This window comes from Cryobacterium sp. Y50, assembly GCF_002929805.1.
Lineage (GTDB): Bacteria > Actinomycetota > Actinomycetes > Actinomycetales > Microbacteriaceae > Cryobacterium.
In genome coordinates, this window is record NZ_PJJM01000081.1 from 1 (window position 1) to 19484 (window position 19484).

The window sequence follows — 19484 nt, forward strand, 5'->3', positions numbered from 1 at the left end:
GCGCTACATCACGAGACAGATTTACCGCACCCTGGCTGCAGCAGCCTCATCGCCAACCGCTTGACAAACATAGAAGCATCCTGTTCGACCGACAGGTCAAGGTCCACGGCCAGGTGCTGGTGCGTCCCCAGGTAGTCAAGAACTTTACCGTCGCTCAAGACCATGGTCGCATCGAACCGGCTCGGCTGGTCGCGGACCTGGTATTCGCGCACGAAGGTGACGGTTTCCCGACCAAAGGGGTCCAGGTAGGGGTAGTTCCAGATGGTGAAGGGTACGTTCCTGCCGACATCGGGAATGAGAATGTTGCGGATCTTCCCGATCCGCAGGAACGGGATCGTCCACCACGGTCCGCGTCTGATCTGCAGCATCGTGCCCCGACCGATGCATGCGTAACCGGCGCCCAGACCGACTCCGAACCGTCGTTGCAGCATCGGATGCAGCCGGTCGAAGTCATCGCCGAGGACGTGCTGAAAGATAGACGTCACGGTTCCTCCAGCGTGTGCAGGGACATCGGGGCCAGCGCCATGGCGGTGCCGTGTCTCGGTGTGCGCCGACAGCGCGCTGCTTTCGGCCGGTCTGAGCGCCAGAAGGCGAGGACGGATGCGATCGTCCACCGTTCTGGCGGCGTCCCGGTCTCGGCCCAGACACGCAAGCGGTCGAAGCTCCATGCGGTCATCCAACCGATGAACTTCCGCATGATCAGACGGTCGATCAGCTTCCCCCACCCGGGATCGTAGTCGAACCCGGTGATGAAGGTCGTCCCCTGAGATGTGGGAATGTAACGCCAGTAGCCGCGCCCGGATCGGAGCGGTGACAGCCGGTCATGCGTGGCGAACCGCAGTGCCGAGGTCAGCGTGCCATCGGGCCGCTTTTTCTCTCCCAGGGACGTACCGGTCCCCGTGATCGTGTGCAGCAGCATCCTGCGCTGATAGACGAAACGGCTCCCGCCAGCCGGAAGCGTCGCGACCGGGGTGATGCGGCTGAATCGGAGATCCCACCGTGGATGCTGATCCACGTCCTGGGTGAGTTGCCAAACTCGGTCGACCGACGCGTCGATCTCGAGCTCAACATAAATCGCTTTGTCCCCCATACATCCAGCTTGCCGCACCACTGACAATTGCCCGAATCGCATACTTCGACGAAGAGTAGAAGCGTTGCCGGCGGACGCACGGCCGGCGACCTGTTCCGCAAGCAGTCCCAAGCCGAAGGGGCTGGACTCTCAGCCAGCAAACCGGCTCCGAGTCCAGGGCAGGACCTCGCGGTATCTGTGACGGGGATTGATGTCTCCTGACCTATTCTTGGGGACACGTGGACAAAACGGGTGCCAGCGGTCATGTACTGAATGAACGTACTTATCGAAAGGCACGCCATGGACAACACGGAACTCGAACTCATGCTCCACGAGACGGCACCCCAGCCACCGCTGCCGGCAGGCTTGGCCGGGCATCGTGAGCGGATCCTCGCTGACGCAAGACCTCGCCGCGCACGTCGTTTGCGGGCATGGACCGCCGGCGTCGCAGCTTCGGTTCTGCTTTTCGGTGGAGGGTCAGCAGCGATGGCTGCTGGCGGCATGGAAACGCCCTGGGGTTGGGTCGCGGACAACGTCTTCTCAGTCTCGAACGGTGCCGAGCTTTGCTTCGCAGGATTCACCGTCAGCTTCGCGGATGGCGTAGACGAGGACTCAGCCATCGCGCGTGAAGCACGAGCGTTCGTCGGCGCCCTCGATCTCGAAACGTTGGACACCGTGCGGATGGAAGCCGAGAACCGCGAGTCGTATCTCACCGCTCAAGACGAGAACGGCGATGTAAATCCGATCACCATGAGTGATGCGCAGGCCAAGCAGATGGCTGTGTGGCGGGTGGCCTCGAACTTGACGTGGGAGCACCTGGTGGCAAAGGGTTACGACCCCGATCTCGTCGGCTTCGGCATGGCCACGGAAGGGTGCGACTTGTGAGCACTGCTGACTGGCAGCCTCGCTTTGACGTTGCTATAAAAGACAGCGAAGGCGACCTATTCCGCTACTTCTTGCGCAGGATCTCGAACCCGGCTGATGCCGCCGAAGCATATGGTGAACTACTCATCACGGCATGGAAACTCCATCGCAAAATGCCGACAGACGCGACAGAAGCACGCATGTGGCTATTCGGCGTCGCCCACAATGTGTTGCGAAGCACCCGAAGCACCCGAAGCACCCGACGCACCCGAAGCACCCGACGCACCCGACGCACCCGACGCACCTTCGCACGCCACTCGGCCGCGGTGCAGAGATTCGCCGACGAACTGCGAACAACTCCGGCACCCCAGCCCGATGAAAAGGGGATTGAGCTCCGAGACGCGATCGCATCACTTTCCGCTGGTGAAGCTGAGTTGGTCCGACTGATCTACTGGGACGGCTTCAAGTCACACGAGGCAGCAGCAATCCTTGGCATCAACCCCTCAACCGTCAGATCCAGAATGACAAAAGCCAAGGCGCAGCTACGAGCGCTACTGTCACCGGCACAGCCCGAGCCAGTGAACCCTGCACACATTCCGTGTTTATCCGTTCGATAGCTTGCGAATCCTTGTCGGGCGATCTACTTATCCACGGCGGTGCGCCGCCCTGCAGCGCCGGACACCACCAGACGATCGACGATGCCCGCAAGACGAACGTCTTGCGGGACGACGTTGTGTTGCGGCGAAATCCTCCTTCGTGATGCCGTTGCGAGTCGCCTATTCGTAGCGGATCGCGGCCAAGTCGGTGTTCTTCCCCAATCGGGTGACGGCAACAGCGACCGCGGCGAGGGCAAGCACTGCGCTGGCAAGTAGCGCTCCGATGTAGCGGGCATCGGGCCAGCCGACCGATCGGCCACCGTTGGTGAGCCCCACGAGTATGAGGTCGGCCACCAGAAAGCCGAGTCCGATCGATATTGCCATCACGGACAGGAGCGGGGCTGCCGCTTCGAGTGTGATGATGCGGCGGAGGCCGGCGAGGTTCATCCCGAGCAGCCGCAGCAGGGCGAGCATTCGGCGACGGTCGATCATGGCCGATATGGTGGCGATGGCGAGTGAGAGTCCTGCGATGAGCGTGGCAACGCCGATACCCAAGTAGGCGAGGTTCGCGAAACTCGCGGCCATGGATTGCAACCGATCGTCGGCGAGATCCGTTCGGGTGCCCGCGGGCATCCATCCGGTACCGGCGATCGTGCCTGCCTGCAGCGCGGTTCTCGCGCGTTCGATCGCGGCCGGTGATCCGTTGGTGCCGATGAGCAGGATGCGCGGAGTCAGCTCGGCCACGTTGGTCGCTTCCGCGGGAGTGAAGACGGCGGGAGTTCCTCTCAGGGCGTCGCTGTTGATGGAGACGACAGGAGCGGAAGGAACAATCCCGAGACTGAGGTCGTTCGCGGCATCCGCCGAAATCAGGAGCCGGTTGGCGTCGGGTCCCTCACCGGAATCAATCGTGAAAATTGTGGTCACTTGGGTGACTCCCGAGATCGCGGCAATGCGCGCGCGAGCCGCTTCGGTGCGAGCGGGGTCGGTCGCGGCGGGCGTTGAATCCAGATGCTGAATGAGGGTACTGACCGGAAGCAGTCCCGGCCCATCGTCGGGGGCTACGCTCTGGTTGGCGGTTGTCGCGGCACCCGCGAAGACGCTGACCATGAACACGGCAACGACGAGGCCACTCACGGAGCGAAAGGTGTCCACGGGCGTGCGACGGATGCGGTTGCCCGCGATGACTCCAGCCGCTGTCTTGCTGCGCCGAGCCATGATGCCGCCCGCGAGCAGGGTGAGGTAGGGGCCTGCCACGAGCAGACCGACGGTGGTGATGGTGAAGCCGATGACAACCAGCGTTCCGACGCGCGGAACGGGCAGTCCGGCGAGCACCGCCACGGTCGTGGCGATGAGTATTCCCAGCCCGCCTGCAAGCGGCACTAAGCGAAGCAGCGAGGGGGTCTTTTCTGCCTGCTGTTTCGTTTGTCCAAGCGGTCCGATGCCCGCGCGACGGATGCGTCCGCCTGCCGTAATTGCGGATGCCGCGACGGTGACCGCCACTACCGTGGCCGTGGTAAGCGGCGTCACGGCGAGGTCTGAAGGGAAGAACGCTCCGTCGTCGACGGAGACGAGCGCGGCGACCGGGCCGAGCAGCGCGGCAAGCAGTACGCCGATCAGTGCCCCGATGAGACTTGTGGCCGCTGTTTCAACCGCGGCGATGGCGGCAACGGTGCGCGGGGTGGCGCCGATCAGACGTAGTGTGGCGAAACGCTCCCGCCGAGCTACGGCGCCGAGCCCGGTCACGATGCTCACGAGCAACAGCACCGGGAACAGCACTGCGATGGCACCCACGATCGCCACGGTCTGGTAGTTCGTGCCCGCACGGTGTGGCACGTCTGTGAAACTGGTCACGATCTGCGCTGCCGGGCGCTCGATTAGGGCGCTCGTCCTGGCGCCGACAACGACAACGAGCGAATCAGGACTCGCGAGGGCAGAGTCGGAAATGGTTCCAGTGAGTGTGCCGAAGCGGTCGCCGAGCTCGTCGGGCGGAACCTGCGCAATGCGGTCGATGAGCGCGGGCGACGCGTAGTACTCACCTGGCTGCGGCAGGTCGGTGATGCCCGGAATCGTGACGCTCGACGTTGTCGGGGCGGCGAGATCCAGACGCACGATCCGATCCCCCTGGTGCCGGTCGGTCGTGTGGGCCAGCGCCACTCGGTCGTCGCCCAGCGACGCCATATCAGCGGTCACCGTGCCCGGGCCTGTGTCGGCGCCGACCACGTACTCCCCGGAGGCATACATCCAACTGGACCGCTCGTCCCGGGCACCCAAGCCCTGATATGCGCCCCCAAGTAGGAGCGCCAGAGTCACTCCCACGGCGACTCCGGCGGTGATACCCAGCAGCCGCCCCCAGGATGCACGGCTGCCGATCACAGCCAGACGCACCACACTCGGATTCATTTGATGCCGACCCGGTCAGTTGCCGCCAGCTGACCATCCCGCACGATGATCTCGCGGTCGGCGTAGGCTGCCGTGCGCGGGTCGTGGGTGATCATCACGAGCGTGGTTCCCGCCTTGCGGACAAGCTCGAGCATCGCTGTCAACACGTTCTCGGCAGCGAGGGAATCCAAGGACCCGGTGGGCTCATCCGCAAAGAGCACCGACGGTTGCGTGACCAGAGCGCGGGCGATAGCGACGCGCTGGGCTTCGCCGCCGGAGAGTTCGCCGGGCAACTGATCGGCGGCGACCTCAAGGCCGAGGCGGTCGAGCCATCCACGCGCGGCCGTCAACGCCTGCCTGCGTTTCATGCCTCCGAGTAACAGCGGAATGGTGACGTTGTCGATTGCTGTCAGGTCGGGCAGCAGCTGACCGAATTGAAAAACGAAGCCGAACTCCTTCAGGCGCAGGGCCGATCGGCGTGCTTCGCTCAGGGCAGTGATGACGGTGCCACCAACGGATATCGTGCCGCTGTCGGGCAGTAGCACACCGGCCAGGCAGTGCAGCAGGCTCGACTTGCCGGAGCCCGAAGGCCCCATCACCGCGACGACCTCGCCGCGCTGGATGTCTAGGTCAATGCCGCGGAGGGCATCCGTTGTACCGAAAGACTTGCGCAGGCCACGAGCCTGGATGAGGGCGGTCATGGCAGTTTGATCTCGTTTCGCAGTTGGGTCAGTCGGGCGCCGGTCAGGTCGATCCAGCGCAGGTCGGCCTCGATATGGAAGAGCGCGTGGTCACACAGCAGCACGCGCATCAGGTCTGCTCCCTGCTTTTCACGGGTGAGTTCCCGCATACGGGCGAGATGCTCCGTGCGTTGCACGTCGAGCAGCCGGTCTGCGTTGTCGTCGACGAGTAGGGCAATGATGGTCTTGGCGAAAAGGTTGCTCTGCAAAGTTTCCGAGGGAATATCGGGCGTGAACATCCACTGCGAGACGCGGGTTCGGCCGACTTCGGTGACCTCGTACTTCTTACGATCAGGGCCCCCACCAGCCTCGTCAGCTAGCGAAAGAATCTGCCCGTCACGGGTCATGCGTGCCAGGCTCGCATAGACCTGACCGAACGCGAGGGGTTTCCGCACTCCAAAGAAACGATCGTAGGTGTGCTTGAGATCGTAACCATAGCTGGGCTCGACACTGAGCAGCCCGAGCAGGGTGAGAGAGTTGTCCACAACCGCCACTATACACACAGTGAATAGTGGCGGTTAGCCATCTTGCTGACAACTACTTATTAGGTTTGGTTAGGCCGCGGACGGCGGAGCGGTCGGGCGAAGACCGCGGCCTCCTAATGGTTCCGTAGGGGAACCCTCACTGGGACGACTCACCATTTCGAAACCGGATCGCCGAGCGTCACCCAAACACGCCATCCGTTTCCGTCAGTGGTTAGCTGGGAAAGTCAGGCGACGGTTGTGAATCGTGATCACGGTCAGCGTGGCGAGAAGAACACCAACGACAACGACCATGCTCCATGTGCCGAGTACTCCGGTGAGTGCGGCCGCGCCGAAGACGAGGAGTCCTCCGCCGATGCTCTGCATCGCGATGGAGCCAGCCGGGATGATCGGAGGATTCCGGTAGAAGGGGATTCTCGTGCCGGAGTTGGCGCGAAGCCGATGGGGGAGTGCACGCTTCGGCGGCGTTTTAGCACATTGTGCTAACTTGTTCGTGTGACGGACAAGATGCAGAGAGTGCGGATCCTTGACGCGGCTGCGCAGGTGGTCTCTGAGGCGGGGTTGGGTGGAGCGACAGTGCGGGCGGTGGCTACTGCGGCCGGAGTTGGGATGGGGACGTTGCGGCATTACTTCCCGACGCAGCGAGATCTGCACGATGAGGTGGTGCGGCGGGTACTGGAAGATACGATTCAGGATTTCGATATCCGTGACGCCAGTCGGGATTCCGGTGACCGGTTGGTGCGGTGCATGTTGCAGTTCCTTCCCGACGACGCCACAGCCCAGGAGCTATTAAATGTGTGGTTCGGGCTGTACAGGCACGCTCTGGAACCGGGCGCGAATGGCCTGTCGCGCCAGTTCTTAGAGGTCGCGATCCAGCGCGCACACCGTCGAGTTGGTGACTGGCTGGAGATTCTCGCCGATGAGGGCGCGGTCGACCGTGGACGGATCCCCGAGCTTGTGTTGTTGCTGAACGCCGTGATCTCTGGGGTATGTCTGGAGATCATCACCCCCGGATCCGCGATGACCCTAGGCGCGGCGCGAAACATCGTCTCAGGTGTAATCCGGTCCCTGATTGTCAAGGAGACACGGTGACTGATCGAGCCATGGCGAAGCGTCGGAAGCGCTCTGAGCAGGTCGCACGAACGCCGGGCGTGCGAACCATCGACCGTCCCCTCGAAGGCGGAGGCTCGTTCCATCTGGCGTACACCCGCACCGGACCCGAGGGCGGGTTGCCGGTTTTCGTGATCCCTGGCGGGCCCGGGCTTGCGTCTGTGTTGCCGTACCGGGGGCTGCGCGCGAAGTCCGAGAAACTCGGCTTAGATCTAGTGATGATGGAACACCGCGGGGTCGGCTTGTCTCGCACTAATGAGAATGGCATTGACCTCCCACGGAAGGTGATCGCGATCACTGAGGTGCTTGATGACGCCGCCGCGATCCTCGACGCCGAAGGCATTGACCAAGTTCTCGTGTACGGAGCCTCGTATGGCAGCTATCTTGCCCAGGGGTTTGGGGTGAGGCACTCCGAGAGGGTGGCGGGAATGATCCTGGACTCCGCGATGATCAACGCCGGGTCCGACCAGCTCTCGACCCGCATGCTCCAGTCTCTGTTCTGGGACGGGACCCCGGCCACACAGCATCAGGCAGACACGGTCCGTCGGCTCGTCGAGCGTGGGACGGTTGACGCTGATGAGATGTTCCCGCTGCAGTTCCTCTACGAGTTTGGCGGACTACCTTCGGTGGATCGTATGCTCGCCCTCCTCGAGCAGAGTAGGGGGAGACGAGTATGGAAGTGGATCAATCGGCTTGGGACGCGCGAAGTCATGTCGTCGATTCCGTTCGTAATGGAGTTTGATCTGGTCGGTGAAATCGCGTTCCGCGAGCTCGGGTACGCGCCGATCACCACAGACGCGCCTCTGAAAGTCAGTGACGCCTTTGCAAACGCCGCACACTACTTTTCACCGTTCCAGGGTGAGCCGTTCAGCCTGGTGGACGCGCTTCCCGATTTTTCCTGGCCGAGTGTCATCATCTCCGGCAACCATGATGTCCGCACACCGCGCATTGTGGCGGAGCAGATAGCTGCGCTGATCCCGAACGCCACAGTGCTCCCAGTCCGTGATCACGGACACAGCGCACTCGATACCCACCCCGCTCTCGCCCTCGAAGTCACCCGCGCCATGGTCGACAGCATCCGCACGTCGGGAACGATCGACCCTGCAGTACTGCCCTCGGATCCGCACGGCATACGCGGGCCGATGCACCGGATCATCTCCAACCGGCTTTTTTTCGCCCGCTTCGCTCCCCGAGCCTTCAGCTGAGCAGGTCCGTAAAGCGTTGGTCTAGCGACACCGTGAACAGGGTGCCCCGCCAGGGACTGAATAGGGCTATCGAGCGCAGTTCTGCTCGCGTGTAATCCTCCAATAACTCACGTCATCGGAATCGAATGGCAGTTCAATCATCCCCAACTTTGCTGCAACGCGTTTGGAGACCTCGTTCTCCGGCTCGATCGTCGCCGAGATCGAGCCCAGCGACGAGATGCGAAACACGTGGTCGAGCATGCCGATCCCGACTTCCGTTGCATAACCGTCGCCCCAAGCCTTCTGACGAAAGACATACGTGAGTTCATCGAAGTCTCGATCCGGCGCTCGAATCACGCCACAGTAGCCTACGAAATCGCCAGATCGCGCGTCGAAGACGGCCGAGGTGCCGTAACCGCGATCGACGTACTTTCGCTCGCAGATTTCGATCCACTGCGATACTTCGGGGCGGCTGAGGACGGTCCCGTCCCCGACAAATCGCATCACGTTCGGGTCGGCGCAGAGGGCTGAGAAGTCGTTGAGGTCGTCGCGGCGAAACTGACGCACCGATAGGTGTTCGGTCTGGAAGAGCATCGGACCAGCCTATCCACGCCCGCAGGTCGTTCTTTTTGCGGGCGTTATGAACGTGCGTGGCGATCCGATCCTCTGATTCAATGACTGGATGCGCACATTCACTAACGTCCCCAAGGCCACTGTCGGCGATCGAGTCGCGATCCTATCCCCGGCGTTTGCGGCTCCTGCGGTGTCCGAGAACGTTCATGAGCGGGCGATGCGACGCCTCACAGAAGTTACTGGGCTTGTGCCGGTTGAGTATCCAACGACACGGCAGCTCGGTGCGAGTGCCGAGGCGCACGCTGCCGATATTGAGGCGGCGTTCGCTGATTCGAGTATTCGGGCGGTTCTTGCAACGATCGGAGGGGATGATCAGATCACCGTCATCCCACATATCGACACCGACATTCTTGCCTCAAACCCCAAACCGTTCCTCGGATACAGTGACAACACGAACCTGCACAACCTTCTCTGGAACCTCGGAGTGCCCAGCTATTACGGAGGCTCAACACAAGTCCACCTCGGACCAGGCCCGCACCTCGATGAGGTGCACGCGGCGTCCCTGCGTGCGGCGCTGCTTGACGGAGGCATTATCAACCTCACCGATCCGGGCGAGTCCGAAGACTTCGGCATCTCGTGGACTGATCACCGCGCTCTCAATAAATTCGGCATGCGAGAACCAACCGAACCGTGGGCGTGGGCGGGCGCAAGCACGGTAGCCGACGGCCCAACGTGGGGCGGATGCATCGAAGTCATCGATCAGATCGCCCTCGCCAACCGGACGCCCGACGTCACCGACCTGGACGGGGCGATTCTCCTGCTCGAAACGAGCGAGGAACTCCCCAATGCCGACACAGTGAAGCGTTGGGTGCGCGCCCTGGGCGAGCGAGGAATTCTCAATGCCGTCGCCGGTGTTCTCGTCGCCCGGCCACCCGTCAGCGAACTGCATTCAGCCGTCCCGTTAGCGAACGAGCGCACTCGACTGCGCGCAGTTCAGCGCGACACAATCATCGAACAAGTCGCCCGATATAACTCCGAAGCCGTGATCTGTGTCGGAGTACCATTCGGACACACCAGACCGCAGTGGATCATCCCGCACGGCAACACGATCCGGCTCGACGGCAAAGCCCGTATGGTCAGCGCGGACTACAGCTGAAGTCAGCGCACTGCATTTCTAGTCGTCTGCCGCGCAACTGATGGTGACGACTCCACGCTCACACTGTTGCCGTCCCGTGGAGGGTTGCTCGAGTGGGACGCAGTTCCACCTGTGTGGACAGCAGCGATTAGATCGCCGTCGTGGTCAGCGGACGCTCGCTGAACGCAACAGGAGCCAGGTCCCTATCGCGGATACAACGATGACCACGGCCGCCGCAACGGCAAGCCACCACAATTCGAACGCTGCGATGATGTCTTCGGCAGCGGGGATCATCACGATCAAGGCGATGACCAGCACGATGGCGGTGCTCATCCCGATCAACTGCGGCCCGCGCGCGCCGAACCTCATCCAGGATGCGCCGAACACGCCGCCGATCGTGAGCATCGATAACACGCCAAGGAAGACGATGGGCAGCAACAGACCGAGGTCACCGGCTCCGAGCACGTAGATGTCGAAAATGTAGAATCCGGCGAACCAGTGATCGGTGGCGATTTCAATGATTGTCAGCGCCGCGAACGCGAGAGCGAGATAGGCGGAGACGGTCACGCTCCACAGGAGCGTGCCGGCGGCGAACCCGCGCCTGGTGGCTCCGAGTGTTAACGCGAACGGAAACGTTGTCGCGACCGACTGGACGCCGAGATACACGAGGAACCCGACCAGCGCGTACAGAATCCCAGGATTGCTCTGAGAGCCCTGGATCCAGCCCGTCGTGCCCGGAAGGCTGCCTCCGCGCCAGAACAGCACTGAAATCAAGATTGAGATCACTGCCACCATGCCGGTGATGTATAGCGGTACGACGAGGGTCAGCTCACGTTTGTTGAAGTGCAACTTGGTCGTCGAAATCATTGTGCTCATGCTCGTTCAGCTACCTTCACGTCGGTGGAGTCTGTGTCACTCGATCCATATGCGGCAACAAGGTCCTGCAGCGACGCAGGGGCGAACTGCACTCTGAGGTCTCGTGCTCGGATGCGTGTGGCGTCGTCGAGCGCAAAGTCCGCGGTGATCGAAGTCAGGCCGCCAACGGTGTTCCTCTGCAGAACGGGGCGGTCCGCGACCAACTCGGCTACGGCATCCTTGGTGCCGCTCATCACCCAGGCGGATGCCAGCACGTCGTCTTGGTCGCCGTTCATGGCGACACCTCCTTGTTCCAAGATCACCACCCGGTCGAAGAGTGACGCTGACTCCTCGATGAGGTGAGTCGACAGGACGATCGTCCGGGGGTGTTGTCCGTAATCGTGAAGGAGCATCCGGTGAAACAGGGCGCGTGCGGTGACGTCGAGTCCGAGATACGGCTCGTCAAGCAGGGTGATCGGAGCTCGCGATGCCAATCCGAGCACGATGGCGATCGACGACAGTTGGCCGCGAGAGAGTTTCTTGATTGGAGTCTTCGCCGGGATGCGGAAGCCATCGGTGAGTTCTTCGGCGACGTCACAGTTCCAGTTCGGCGCGAAGTCCGGGGCGATCCGCAGCACATGGTGCAGTCGGTAGTCGTCGGGGTATCGCTGGTTGTCACGAACGTAGCTGATCTGGGCGAGAGTCGGTGCATGTTCGAAGGGCGTGTGCCCGAGAACGTCGACCTGGCCGGATGATGGTCGATCCTGGCCGGCAATGATCGACATGATGGTTGTCTTTCCGGAACCGTTGCGGCCGAGAAGTCCGAGGATTGAGTGCTCAGGGACGGCGAAGCTCACGGTGTCGAGGGCTCGCACCCGACCATAGGTTCGGGTGACGGAGTGGACTTCGATCGCGTTGGTCATTTCTTGTTCTCCTGGTCGATCATTTCTGCAAGCTGTCTTCTGTTGATCTCCAACAACCGCGCTTCGTGGACGAGCGGGGCGACGTATTCCTTGCGGAACTCTGACCGCCGCAATTTGTGCAGCCGGTCTCTCGCCCCGGTTGCGACGAACATTCCGATGCCACGCTTCTTGTACAGCACGCCCTGTTCGACGAGCAGGTTGACACTTTTCGTGGCAGTGATGGGACTGATCTGGTAGAAAACGGCGTACTCATTTGTGGACGGCACGCTGGACTCTTCCGAATAAGTACCGGCCATGATGTCTTCGGCGATGTGGTCGGCGAGTTGCTGATAGATCGGTCCGCCACCGGTAAACATCCACGCGCCCCTTAGGTTCTATAGTGCACTAGTTAACCTAAGCTGGCTGACCGTCGAAGTCAAGTAGGTGCTGGTCGAACCCGGCTATGGTCGGTCTACGACTCAGGGTTCCAGTTGCGGGCAGGGGACAAGGCCGTCGGCGGGTTGAGCGAGCGGCGAATACGAGCACGCGGACAAAGTTGCCGAGGAGGGGCGCTCGTGCCCCGATCGCACTTTCACATCTTGAATACTTGGGAGGTGGCATTCTGCCGCCGAGCGTGATTGGCTCGATAGATGAATATTTGGTTGATGCTCGGGCTTGTCGCCCTTAGTGCTGCTGCAATAGTCGCTTTAGCTATTTTCAAGCTCTCGCGTAATAACCTCGCACATTCAATGGGATACCAGAACAGTTACGTTCTGCGGGGGGATAATGAATTGGCCGCTGGGCACCGAGCGGCACTCCCGATCGTGTGGGCGGGGTCAGGGCTCGCCGCAATTTTGGTTTTCGCGGGCTGGGCAGTCGCTGGGCCTACGCCGTCGTCTGCACCCTGGTTGCTCGCAGCGCTGACAACTACGGGCCTGTCGCTCTTTCTGGGTGGCAAGCGTTCGAAGTTGAGGTGAAAGCGCGCCAACCGCACCTCGAACTAAGTCGATGACCTATCGAGCTTCGCGAGTATGTCCAACGGCCGGTTGGATAAATCCTCATGTGCTCAGCGGACATGGTGACCCACCATCCTGTTGAGGGTTCCCAAGTGAGGTGGTCAGTGCGTGGTCGAGCGGCAAGATAAAGACTCCCATAACCCCTAATCCACGGTGCTGTAGATTGCGCACAGCCAGCGGGATACGATCAAACCATGAACAGTGATGAGTTGCGCGAACTTGCCACCAAGCGGTTAAAAGCTAAGGCAGATTTCCGGCAGTTCCTCTGGATATGGCTTGGGATTTCGGTGCTCTTGGTCGCTATCTGGTTCTTTTCTGGCCCCAACGAATATTTCTGGCCAGTGTGGCCAATCGTGGGCATGGGGATCGGAGCGTTCTTCATGGGACTGAACGCGTACAGCCACGGTATTACCGAGGATGCCATCGACGCCGAAGTGTTGAGAATGTCTAAACGCTCCACCCGCGGCCCTGACGCTTAGCAGCCCGTACGCCACCTTACTTACACAGGGCCGGAGAGGCTAACGGGAGTGTTCCGTGGGCGAACTGACAGAACATGTTCCATTTGCCGTTCGGCTTACGGGCGTCGTCGCTGCTGTCTAGCCGAGGATGCCCTCGCTGATGGCGCGAAGGGCGAGCAGATGATTCTGGTACGCGCGATGTCCTTTCATCGTTGACTCGATCCAGGTTCTCGGGCGGTTACCGACGTAGCCCTTGGTGACTTTCACGTAGCCGGCCTTCTCCAAGTGGCCAATCGCCTTGCTCAGCACGGAGTCGTTGGCTTCGAGGAGGTCGCGCAGGGTGCGGAAATCGACTTCGGTTCTGTGTCCCAACGCGGCCATCAGCGAGAAACGGATCGGGGTCTGAAAGGCATCATCCAGTCGGTGTCGTGGGTGAGCCATGAGCGACCTGCCTGCCTCGTGAGCGGGTGGGCAGGAATGACGCGATGAGCATGACGAAAAGGACGAGGACGCCTGTGGCCACGCTGATCGGGGTCGTGATCCAGCCCGTGCGCGAGAGCAGGACGGTCAGCAAGAACAGCACACCGACTGCGATCCCGAACGCAGCCCAATGGATCGGCCCCCACTCGTAGCCCGTCCGGGGAAGCCCCCACCGTGCCCGCCAACCGCCCAGCACCACCACGAGCGCCATCATGACCGTGGCTCCCACAACCGGGAACCACGCCAGCGTGCTGGTCGCCGCGAGCAGCCCGGCGGTGGCACCGATCAATGCTGTAGACCATCGCGCAGGTCGGCTCAGCGGCTCGTTCATCCAACGATCGGGGTTGGGCGTCGTCGCGCGCCGAAGCTGCCGGATCGGGCCGGCGCTCATCGTGAGGAATATCGTCACAGCCACCAGCAGGTTCAGCCGCCAGGGGTAGCTCACTCCGGCGATGCTCAACCCGGCCAGAGTCATGAATCCGGCGATGATGAGCCCGTAGGCGATCCAATAACCGGGCGCCGGTTTCGTGCGGATGCCGAATCGCTCCCGTGCACCGCTGACCAGCGAACTGAAGATCAGCACGGGGAACAAGAGGATTCCTGTGTACGGGAAGCCGCCCGCGCCCGACGCCACCTCATCGACTGGGCGGCCACCGAAGGAGAACAGGAACACTCCCACATAGACAGCCAGAACAACCGCACCCCACAACATGAGCAGCGCGAACGCACGGGATGGACCCTGAAGCGTGACCCGGTTCCGCACGTCTTCATAGCTCCGCAATTGTTCTGCAGCGCTGTGCCGGGAAGGATCCCGGCTTTCATTTTCCATATGGATAGTATAGTCGATATGGAATCTTAATCAGAACCGTATCGTCCAGTCTCGGCGAGCCGGGGCCGCCGTTTCGCTGAGGGATCCGCTTTCCGGACAGCTCCGCTGTCCTGGTGAACGTTCCTCTTGCGGGGACGTCACTGGCCACCGCCCCCAATGGTTCACACGACGGTTTGCGCATGAATGCAGCCTGAGATCGCCACATCGCGTCAATGCACACTTGACGCCTTCACCGGCGTCAATGTAACCTTGACGCATGAACGCAAGAACACGAATTCGCACTGCACGGACCACGCTCCTCATCCTTCTGGCTATCGGCATCTGCTTGGTATTGTTTGCGGCACTCATAGGCGCTAACCTCCCCGGCCTCATCGTGAGCATTGCCGGTTGGATTGCTCTAATCGCTGGAGTGATTGGGCTCGTCACTTTTATGATCCAGAAGTCTAAATCGGCTTCGCGAGCGAATTCCTGGCGCCCAGCGGACGACGACGAACGATGACCGGAGCAGCCGACGCTGCCTTGTCGGTGCAGTTGTCTAAGCTTGCTGCCGGCAGGGGGGCAGCCCTCACCAACCAGGACGGAGATCAATCCCCTGACCTCATCTTGCACTCAGTCGTTGTCTTCGGGGACTTGGCTCGCGTTGCTACGCAACTGCAATCTGAAGCCGTGGCATCAGCACAGGAAGCCGGACTGAGCTGGGCAACGATTGGCAAGGCCCTGGGGACGTCCCGGCAGGCAGCTCAGCAGCGTTTCGATAGCCGTCGCAGCGCCCCCGTCGCTGACACCGAAGCCACACGGATCGTGGGGCCAGTGTCGCGCAGCGAAGAAGTCGACCACATTAACGCGGGTGGGCGGCAAGGGTGGAAGTTAGTCCGGTCCCTACACGGCGAACATGTACTCGAACGTAGTGAAGGCTCGTGGGAGGTCGCGCGTGTCTCCGTCTTTTCACCGCACGCTTTGCCTTCGGCCGCCGAAGGATGGGAGGCCGCCTCGACCCGATTCCCTGATTGTTTCTACATCCGGCAGCATGGTCTGAGCGGCCTCTCGAATTCCGCTCCGCTCTCTTCCCGGTGAGGGTTCCCCCTACCAGACGTGGGCTGGGTCGTTGTTATGCGGCTGCGGCGTTCTGCGTGAGGGGCGGGGCCAGATCGTGTACACGACACAGCCCAGATCACTTCAATGCCGCAGATCGTTATCAGGATTAGGTACCAACGCTCCAGGGCGGCTGTCTGCGCGGCATTGCCTACCAACCAGATCAGGCTGAACAGGACGAGAGCGGAGATTGTTGTTGCGAGCAAGGTGCGCGCGACGTCTTTCCAGCAGGCCACGGTGTAGTCGGTTCCGCGGAGGCGTGTTGGTGCGGGGCCGTCGGCGAACCGGTGAGAGAAGCGGATGTCGGCCCAGCGCACTATCCTCGGGCCGTAGACGATCGAGAAGCCAATGTAAACCACGGCCAGGCTGTGCGCCCATTCCGCGTCAGCGCCTGCGTGGAGGTGCACCGCGGTCGTGGTCAACAGCACCAGGTCGATGACCGGGGCTAGAGCTATCAGCACAAGACCGAGACGCTTGGCTTTGAGGAGGTAGCGAGCGACCAGGCCCCCCGATGACGGCCCAGAACCCGATCTCGCAGGCGATGATGACACCCAAGTTCACAAGCCGCTCCGCCCCTCGGACTAGCCGTAGGCCGCGTTTAGGGCAGGCTGGTCCCCAGTCTGAATCGAGCTGCTGAGCTGGTGGCGTGGCCACGAATTGGGCCCGAGCCTGTGCGGCAAGGTCTAGTGCCGTATTCCTGATCGCGGTGAGGGCCCCCTGGCGGGCTACTCACGCGGAACACCGACTCAAGCAGATGTTTTGAACGCGACGCCTGGTGAAGCCGTCATACGCTTGATGAAATTCCGTTTTATTGACACACTAACTACTTAGAGACACAATGTAGTTATGGACGCAAACATTCCGAACATCCCAGCAGCGCCTGGTGACGAATGGCCAAGCGATTGGCTGCGGGCAACGCTCGGCTTTCTGGCGTTGCGTGCGCTGGAATCAGGCCCTTCCTACGGATATGCAATCATCCGGGAACTGGAAGTGCACGGGCTCGGCACGATTAAGGGCGGCACGCTCTATCCGTTACTGACTCGATATGAGGCCGCCGGTCTAGTCGACACCGAATGGCGCCCGGGCGAGGCTGGGCCTGGCCGAAAGTACTTCGCAGTCACCGAGCGCGGCCGCGCCGAACTCGAGCGGCTACGCGGCGACTGGGCACGCTTCACTAATGTCAGCACGAGCTATCTAGGAGCCACCGGGCCCCGCAAGGAGAACATCGCATGAATGTCACCTCGTCAAACAAGAAATGGTTCGATGAGCTCACCCTAGAGCTGCGCATGCGCGATGTCTTCGGACACGCGATTGGCGACGCCGTAGCGACCGCCCGCGAACTACTCCTTGATACGGGTCAGAGCGCAGAAGAGGCCTTCGGACCCGCGCGTGCCTATGCGGCATCGCTCGACCTGCCTCGTGGGTCAGGACACGATTGGGCGACCCGCGGATTGTGGACCTCCATGTTCGGTTTGCTCGCTTTCTCGCTCTTCGTTCAAACCGTCGGCGCCTGGACACAAGAGGAACTGCTCCTGATCACTCCCGCACAACTGGTGATTGCCGCAGCTCTCGGCGGACTCGTCGCCCTCCTGCCGCTCTATCTTGCGGCGGCGATACGACGTCCGTGGTTGCTCGTTCTCCTCTTTGCTGTCGGCGCAGGCTGCGGGTTCCTGTGGTCAGCGATGACGCCGGCCACAACGGCAGAGGCCTGGATCAGCCTCGACCCGCTTCCGTGGCTGCTCGGCAGCGCCATCGCCATGGTTCTCTTATCAACATGGAATACGATCCAAACGCTGCGACGTGGCAACCTCGATGACATCACAGCCCCCATACCCGCCCGCCCGGCAGCCGGTATTCGTGGCATGCGGGTATTCGTGATGTTCACCAACTGGCTCTTCCCCTTATTCGCAGCAATCATGCTCTGCGTGGTCATCCTGTTCACTACCTGAACGAACCCCTACGACCGCAACTGTAAGCCAGGGCCGTTGACGAGGTGCTCCCGGCCCAACGTGTCCGCAGACATGGGGCAAGGTGACCGATCAAAGCCCGCAACGAACCGGGCTGACTTCACGGACGTTTGTCAAAGCGCTCAACGTTCCCTCAGCGGGTAATACAGATGTATCAAGCTTTGGATTTGGGGATGCATGCGCGAACAACAGCAATGGCAATGAGGACGACCAAAACGACTGCGGTCGTTGGAATGACGTACATTGCGCCGAAACCTATGGCCGCCGGCCACACTGGCTCGGGGCCGTTCAAGCTGCTCCAGCTTTCCCACGAGCCAGGCCAACAGCCGTATAGCCGATTACTCCTAGAAGCGCGGTAATTACCAATCCGAGCGTGATGGCCGCGCCCGTTATCCAACGCTTCATGTCTTTCTCCCAGTTCGTTTGACAGCAACGGTTACACGGATGGTTGGAGACGCAAGCGTCACCCACGCTGCCTGATCGATGCATCGCGGTAACTTGGATAGGCGTCCGGAGGCACAGCCCTCGTTCTGTTGGGCTTGGTTTGTCGTCTGGTGCGACAGCGTCCCGTAAGGGGTTTCGAGACACTGGCGCGGTGTTGGAGCCGATGACTGCCGCTGTTGCCCAGAAGGTGTGGTGCAGCGGTTATGCAGTTTTGCATCTCCCCCACGAATCAGGCGTCGTGTCGACGCACCCGCAACAGTGCGATTGTGTAGACGCCGAGAATCAGTGTGATCGTCCCGGCGCTTGCCACCACCAATGCCGTCCAGGCCGACACGAAGGCCAACGTGATTGATGCAACACCAATGAGCACCATGAGAATGGCCGCGGGTCGATAACCAGGGCCAACGGCCTCTAGGAGGCGTCTCAGGAAGGGAGGCAAGGACTCATCTTCGGGACGAGCCAGGGGGAAAGCGATTCCGAGCAGGATGACGATGAGGCCCAGGCTCGCTGCCATCGCCTCTTCCAGGGGGAAGTTGTTTCCGGCAAATGCGCTCAACAGTCCGAAGTGCGAGATAGTCATTGCCATTGCCATTGCCACTGCCACGCCTGCAAGCAGATAGCCCAGAACGCGCACCGCATTGCGGGAGTTCGCGGGGGCGTCCTGTGAGAGCACCTTTCGGAGTTTGCGATCTAGTAATGGCGCAGCTCCCAACAACGCAGCGAAAAGGACCAGGAAGAAGGGGAAGGCCGCAACAGCGAACCAGCGTTGAACCACACTCTCACCATGACGAGCGTTCGCCCCTCGCGTGACGAGAGACTCGGCCATGTCCGGCCAGAAGACTACGGACGCAACAACCATCGTTATGCAGGCAAAACCAACAACCGCAAACGCCGGTCGGAGAGCCTTGAGCTCGCTTGAAAATCCCAGATCAGGCATGATTCAACTCTCATTTCCTTGGGTCGATTGGTCCCCTTGTCCGTCATCGCGACGTAATCTCGACAGCGCAACGATCGCTTCTTCGATCACCATGAGGTTTGCGCGGTACTGGATTTCCGTCCCTTGCCGCCTCGATACAACCAAATCAGCGTGGCGAAGTACCTTGAGGTGTGCGGAAAGGGTTGAGTGCCCGATCTCCAGATCGCGGGCGATATCACCGGCACGAACGAAGTCCTTGTCCCGAAGAAACTGCAAAATTCGACGACGATTGCTATTCGCCAGAGCGTCGAATATCCCTTCTTCGTTATTTCGTGACATAACGAGATATTACCAGACGCACCGGGAAACTTCTCAAGCCAGCGGGCGATCAGA

The 19484-nt window shown here is 61.3% G+C and carries 23 protein-coding genes; 8 read left to right on the forward strand and 15 right to left on the reverse strand.

Annotated elements, in window-relative coordinates; genetic code table 11:
- Window positions 1-8: 8 nt before the first annotated feature.
- Together CXY73_RS06575 and CXY73_RS06580 are read right to left on the reverse strand one after the other, a co-directional pair.
- Entirely contained in the window at window positions 9-485 is a 477-nt protein-coding gene (locus CXY73_RS06575) for a DUF4166 domain-containing protein (RefSeq protein WP_104177205.1), read from the reverse strand.
- Window positions 482-1090 carry an SRPBCC family protein gene (locus CXY73_RS06580; RefSeq protein ID WP_104177206.1) on the reverse strand — a complete coding sequence of 203 codons (609 nt, stop codon included), beginning with the start codon at window positions 1088-1090 and terminating at the stop codon, window positions 482-484. Before CXY73_RS06580 ends, CXY73_RS06575 begins: the two co-directional genes overlap by 4 nt.
- Before the next feature lie 279 nt (window positions 1091-1369).
- Here CXY73_RS06580 and CXY73_RS06585 point away from each other — a divergent pair, with 279 nt between their 5' ends.
- Both CXY73_RS06585 and CXY73_RS23495 read left to right on the forward strand, forming a co-directional pair.
- Entirely contained in the window at window positions 1370-1954 is a 585-nt protein-coding gene (locus CXY73_RS06585; protein ID WP_104177207.1) for a hypothetical protein, read from the forward strand.
- Complete coding sequence (locus CXY73_RS23495) at window positions 1951-2550, forward strand: RNA polymerase sigma factor (protein WP_158254047.1); 600 nt, start codon at window positions 1951-1953, stop codon at window positions 2548-2550. Before CXY73_RS06585 ends, CXY73_RS23495 begins: the two co-directional genes overlap by 4 nt.
- A gap of 159 nt (window positions 2551-2709) precedes the next feature.
- On the opposite strand, the gene CXY73_RS06595 is transcribed toward CXY73_RS23495, so the two are convergent.
- From CXY73_RS06595 to CXY73_RS21895, 4 genes are all read right to left on the reverse strand, one after another.
- Window positions 2710-4929 carry an FtsX-like permease family protein gene (locus tag CXY73_RS06595; protein ID WP_104177209.1) on the reverse strand — a complete coding sequence of 740 codons (2220 nt, stop codon included), beginning with the start codon at window positions 4927-4929 and terminating at the stop codon, window positions 2710-2712.
- Window positions 4926-5609, reverse strand: a complete 684-nt coding sequence (locus CXY73_RS06600) for an ABC transporter ATP-binding protein (RefSeq protein WP_104177210.1) — start codon at window positions 5607-5609, stop codon at window positions 4926-4928. The genes CXY73_RS06595 and CXY73_RS06600 overlap by 4 nt, the downstream gene beginning before the upstream one ends.
- Complete coding sequence (locus CXY73_RS06605) at window positions 5606-6133, reverse strand: PadR family transcriptional regulator (protein WP_092113102.1); 528 nt, start codon at window positions 6131-6133, stop codon at window positions 5606-5608. The genes CXY73_RS06600 and CXY73_RS06605 overlap by 4 nt, the downstream gene beginning before the upstream one ends.
- 204 nt (window positions 6134-6337) lie before the next feature.
- On the reverse strand, window positions 6338-6496 hold the full coding sequence (locus CXY73_RS21895; protein ID WP_158254049.1) for a hypothetical protein: 159 nt from the start codon (window positions 6494-6496) through the stop codon (window positions 6338-6340).
- 150 nt (window positions 6497-6646) lie between these two features.
- Here CXY73_RS21895 and CXY73_RS06610 point away from each other — a divergent pair, with 150 nt between their 5' ends.
- Together CXY73_RS06610 and CXY73_RS06615 are read left to right on the forward strand one after the other, a co-directional pair.
- The gene (locus CXY73_RS06610) at window positions 6647-7222 is read left to right on the forward strand and encodes a TetR/AcrR family transcriptional regulator (protein WP_158254050.1); all 576 of its coding nucleotides are present in this window, start codon (window positions 6647-6649) and stop codon (window positions 7220-7222) included.
- Window positions 7219-8445, forward strand: coding sequence for an alpha/beta fold hydrolase (locus CXY73_RS06615; protein ID WP_158254051.1), 1227 nt, complete (start codon window positions 7219-7221; stop codon window positions 8443-8445). The genes CXY73_RS06610 and CXY73_RS06615 overlap by 4 nt, the downstream gene beginning before the upstream one ends.
- Before the next feature lie 66 nt (window positions 8446-8511).
- On the opposite strand, the gene CXY73_RS06620 is transcribed toward CXY73_RS06615, so the two are convergent.
- Window positions 8512-9018, reverse strand: coding sequence for a GNAT family N-acetyltransferase (locus CXY73_RS06620; RefSeq protein ID WP_104177213.1), 507 nt, complete (start codon window positions 9016-9018; stop codon window positions 8512-8514).
- An 88-nt stretch (window positions 9019-9106) separates the two neighbouring features.
- Between CXY73_RS06620 and CXY73_RS06625 the strand changes: the two genes are divergently transcribed.
- On the forward strand, window positions 9107-10153 hold the full coding sequence (locus CXY73_RS06625; protein ID WP_104177214.1) for a S66 peptidase family protein: 1047 nt from the start codon (window positions 9107-9109) through the stop codon (window positions 10151-10153).
- A 144-nt stretch (window positions 10154-10297) separates the two neighbouring features.
- On the opposite strand, the gene CXY73_RS06630 is transcribed toward CXY73_RS06625, so the two are convergent.
- The 3 genes from CXY73_RS06630 to CXY73_RS06640 are packed head-to-tail and all read right to left on the reverse strand — an operon-like array spanning window position 10298 to window position 12266.
- Entirely contained in the window at window positions 10298-11008 is a 711-nt protein-coding gene (locus tag CXY73_RS06630) for a hypothetical protein (RefSeq protein WP_104177215.1), read from the reverse strand.
- On the reverse strand, window positions 11005-11910 hold the full coding sequence (locus CXY73_RS06635) for an ATP-binding cassette domain-containing protein (protein ID WP_104177216.1): 906 nt from the start codon (window positions 11908-11910) through the stop codon (window positions 11005-11007). Before CXY73_RS06635 ends, CXY73_RS06630 begins: the two co-directional genes overlap by 4 nt.
- Window positions 11907-12266 carry a GntR family transcriptional regulator gene (locus CXY73_RS06640; protein ID WP_104177217.1) on the reverse strand — a complete coding sequence of 120 codons (360 nt, stop codon included), beginning with the start codon at window positions 12264-12266 and terminating at the stop codon, window positions 11907-11909. Before CXY73_RS06640 ends, CXY73_RS06635 begins: the two co-directional genes overlap by 4 nt.
- Before the next feature lie 833 nt (window positions 12267-13099).
- Between CXY73_RS06640 and CXY73_RS06650 the strand changes: the two genes are divergently transcribed.
- Window positions 13100-13384 carry a 2TM domain-containing protein gene (locus CXY73_RS06650; protein WP_104177219.1) on the forward strand — a complete coding sequence of 95 codons (285 nt, stop codon included), beginning with the start codon at window positions 13100-13102 and terminating at the stop codon, window positions 13382-13384.
- 117 nt (window positions 13385-13501) lie between these two features.
- On the opposite strand, the gene CXY73_RS06655 is transcribed toward CXY73_RS06650, so the two are convergent.
- From CXY73_RS06655 to CXY73_RS06675, 3 genes are all read right to left on the reverse strand, one after another.
- Entirely contained in the window at window positions 13502-13804 is a 303-nt protein-coding gene (locus tag CXY73_RS06655; protein WP_104177220.1) for a transcriptional regulator, read from the reverse strand.
- Window positions 13776-14672 (reverse strand): hypothetical protein, encoded by an 897-nt coding sequence (locus CXY73_RS06660; protein ID WP_146071659.1) that lies wholly within the window; start codon window positions 14670-14672, stop codon window positions 13776-13778. Before CXY73_RS06660 ends, CXY73_RS06655 begins: the two co-directional genes overlap by 29 nt.
- A gap of 1013 nt (window positions 14673-15685) precedes the next feature.
- Window positions 15686-16225: a hypothetical protein gene (locus CXY73_RS06675; protein WP_369831220.1), complete on the reverse strand. Its 540-nt coding sequence runs from the start codon at window positions 16223-16225 to the stop codon at window positions 15686-15688.
- A gap of 385 nt (window positions 16226-16610) precedes the next feature.
- On the opposite strand from CXY73_RS06675, the gene CXY73_RS06680 reads away from it, so the two are divergent.
- Window positions 16611-16997 (forward strand): PadR family transcriptional regulator, encoded by a 387-nt coding sequence (locus CXY73_RS06680; protein WP_104177224.1) that lies wholly within the window; start codon window positions 16611-16613, stop codon window positions 16995-16997.
- Entirely contained in the window at window positions 16994-17713 is a 720-nt protein-coding gene (locus tag CXY73_RS06685; protein WP_104177225.1) for a hypothetical protein, read from the forward strand. Before CXY73_RS06680 ends, CXY73_RS06685 begins: the two co-directional genes overlap by 4 nt.
- A gap of 691 nt (window positions 17714-18404) precedes the next feature.
- On the opposite strand, the gene CXY73_RS06695 is transcribed toward CXY73_RS06685, so the two are convergent.
- A complete protein-coding gene (locus CXY73_RS06695) occupies window positions 18405-19112 on the reverse strand; it encodes a hypothetical protein (protein ID WP_104177227.1) in 708 nt (235 codons plus the stop codon).
- Window positions 19113-19115: 3 nt separating this feature from the next.
- Window positions 19116-19430 carry a metalloregulator ArsR/SmtB family transcription factor gene (locus CXY73_RS06700; RefSeq protein WP_104177228.1) on the reverse strand — a complete coding sequence of 105 codons (315 nt, stop codon included), beginning with the start codon at window positions 19428-19430 and terminating at the stop codon, window positions 19116-19118.
- Between the last annotated feature and the right edge of the window lie 54 nt (window positions 19431-19484).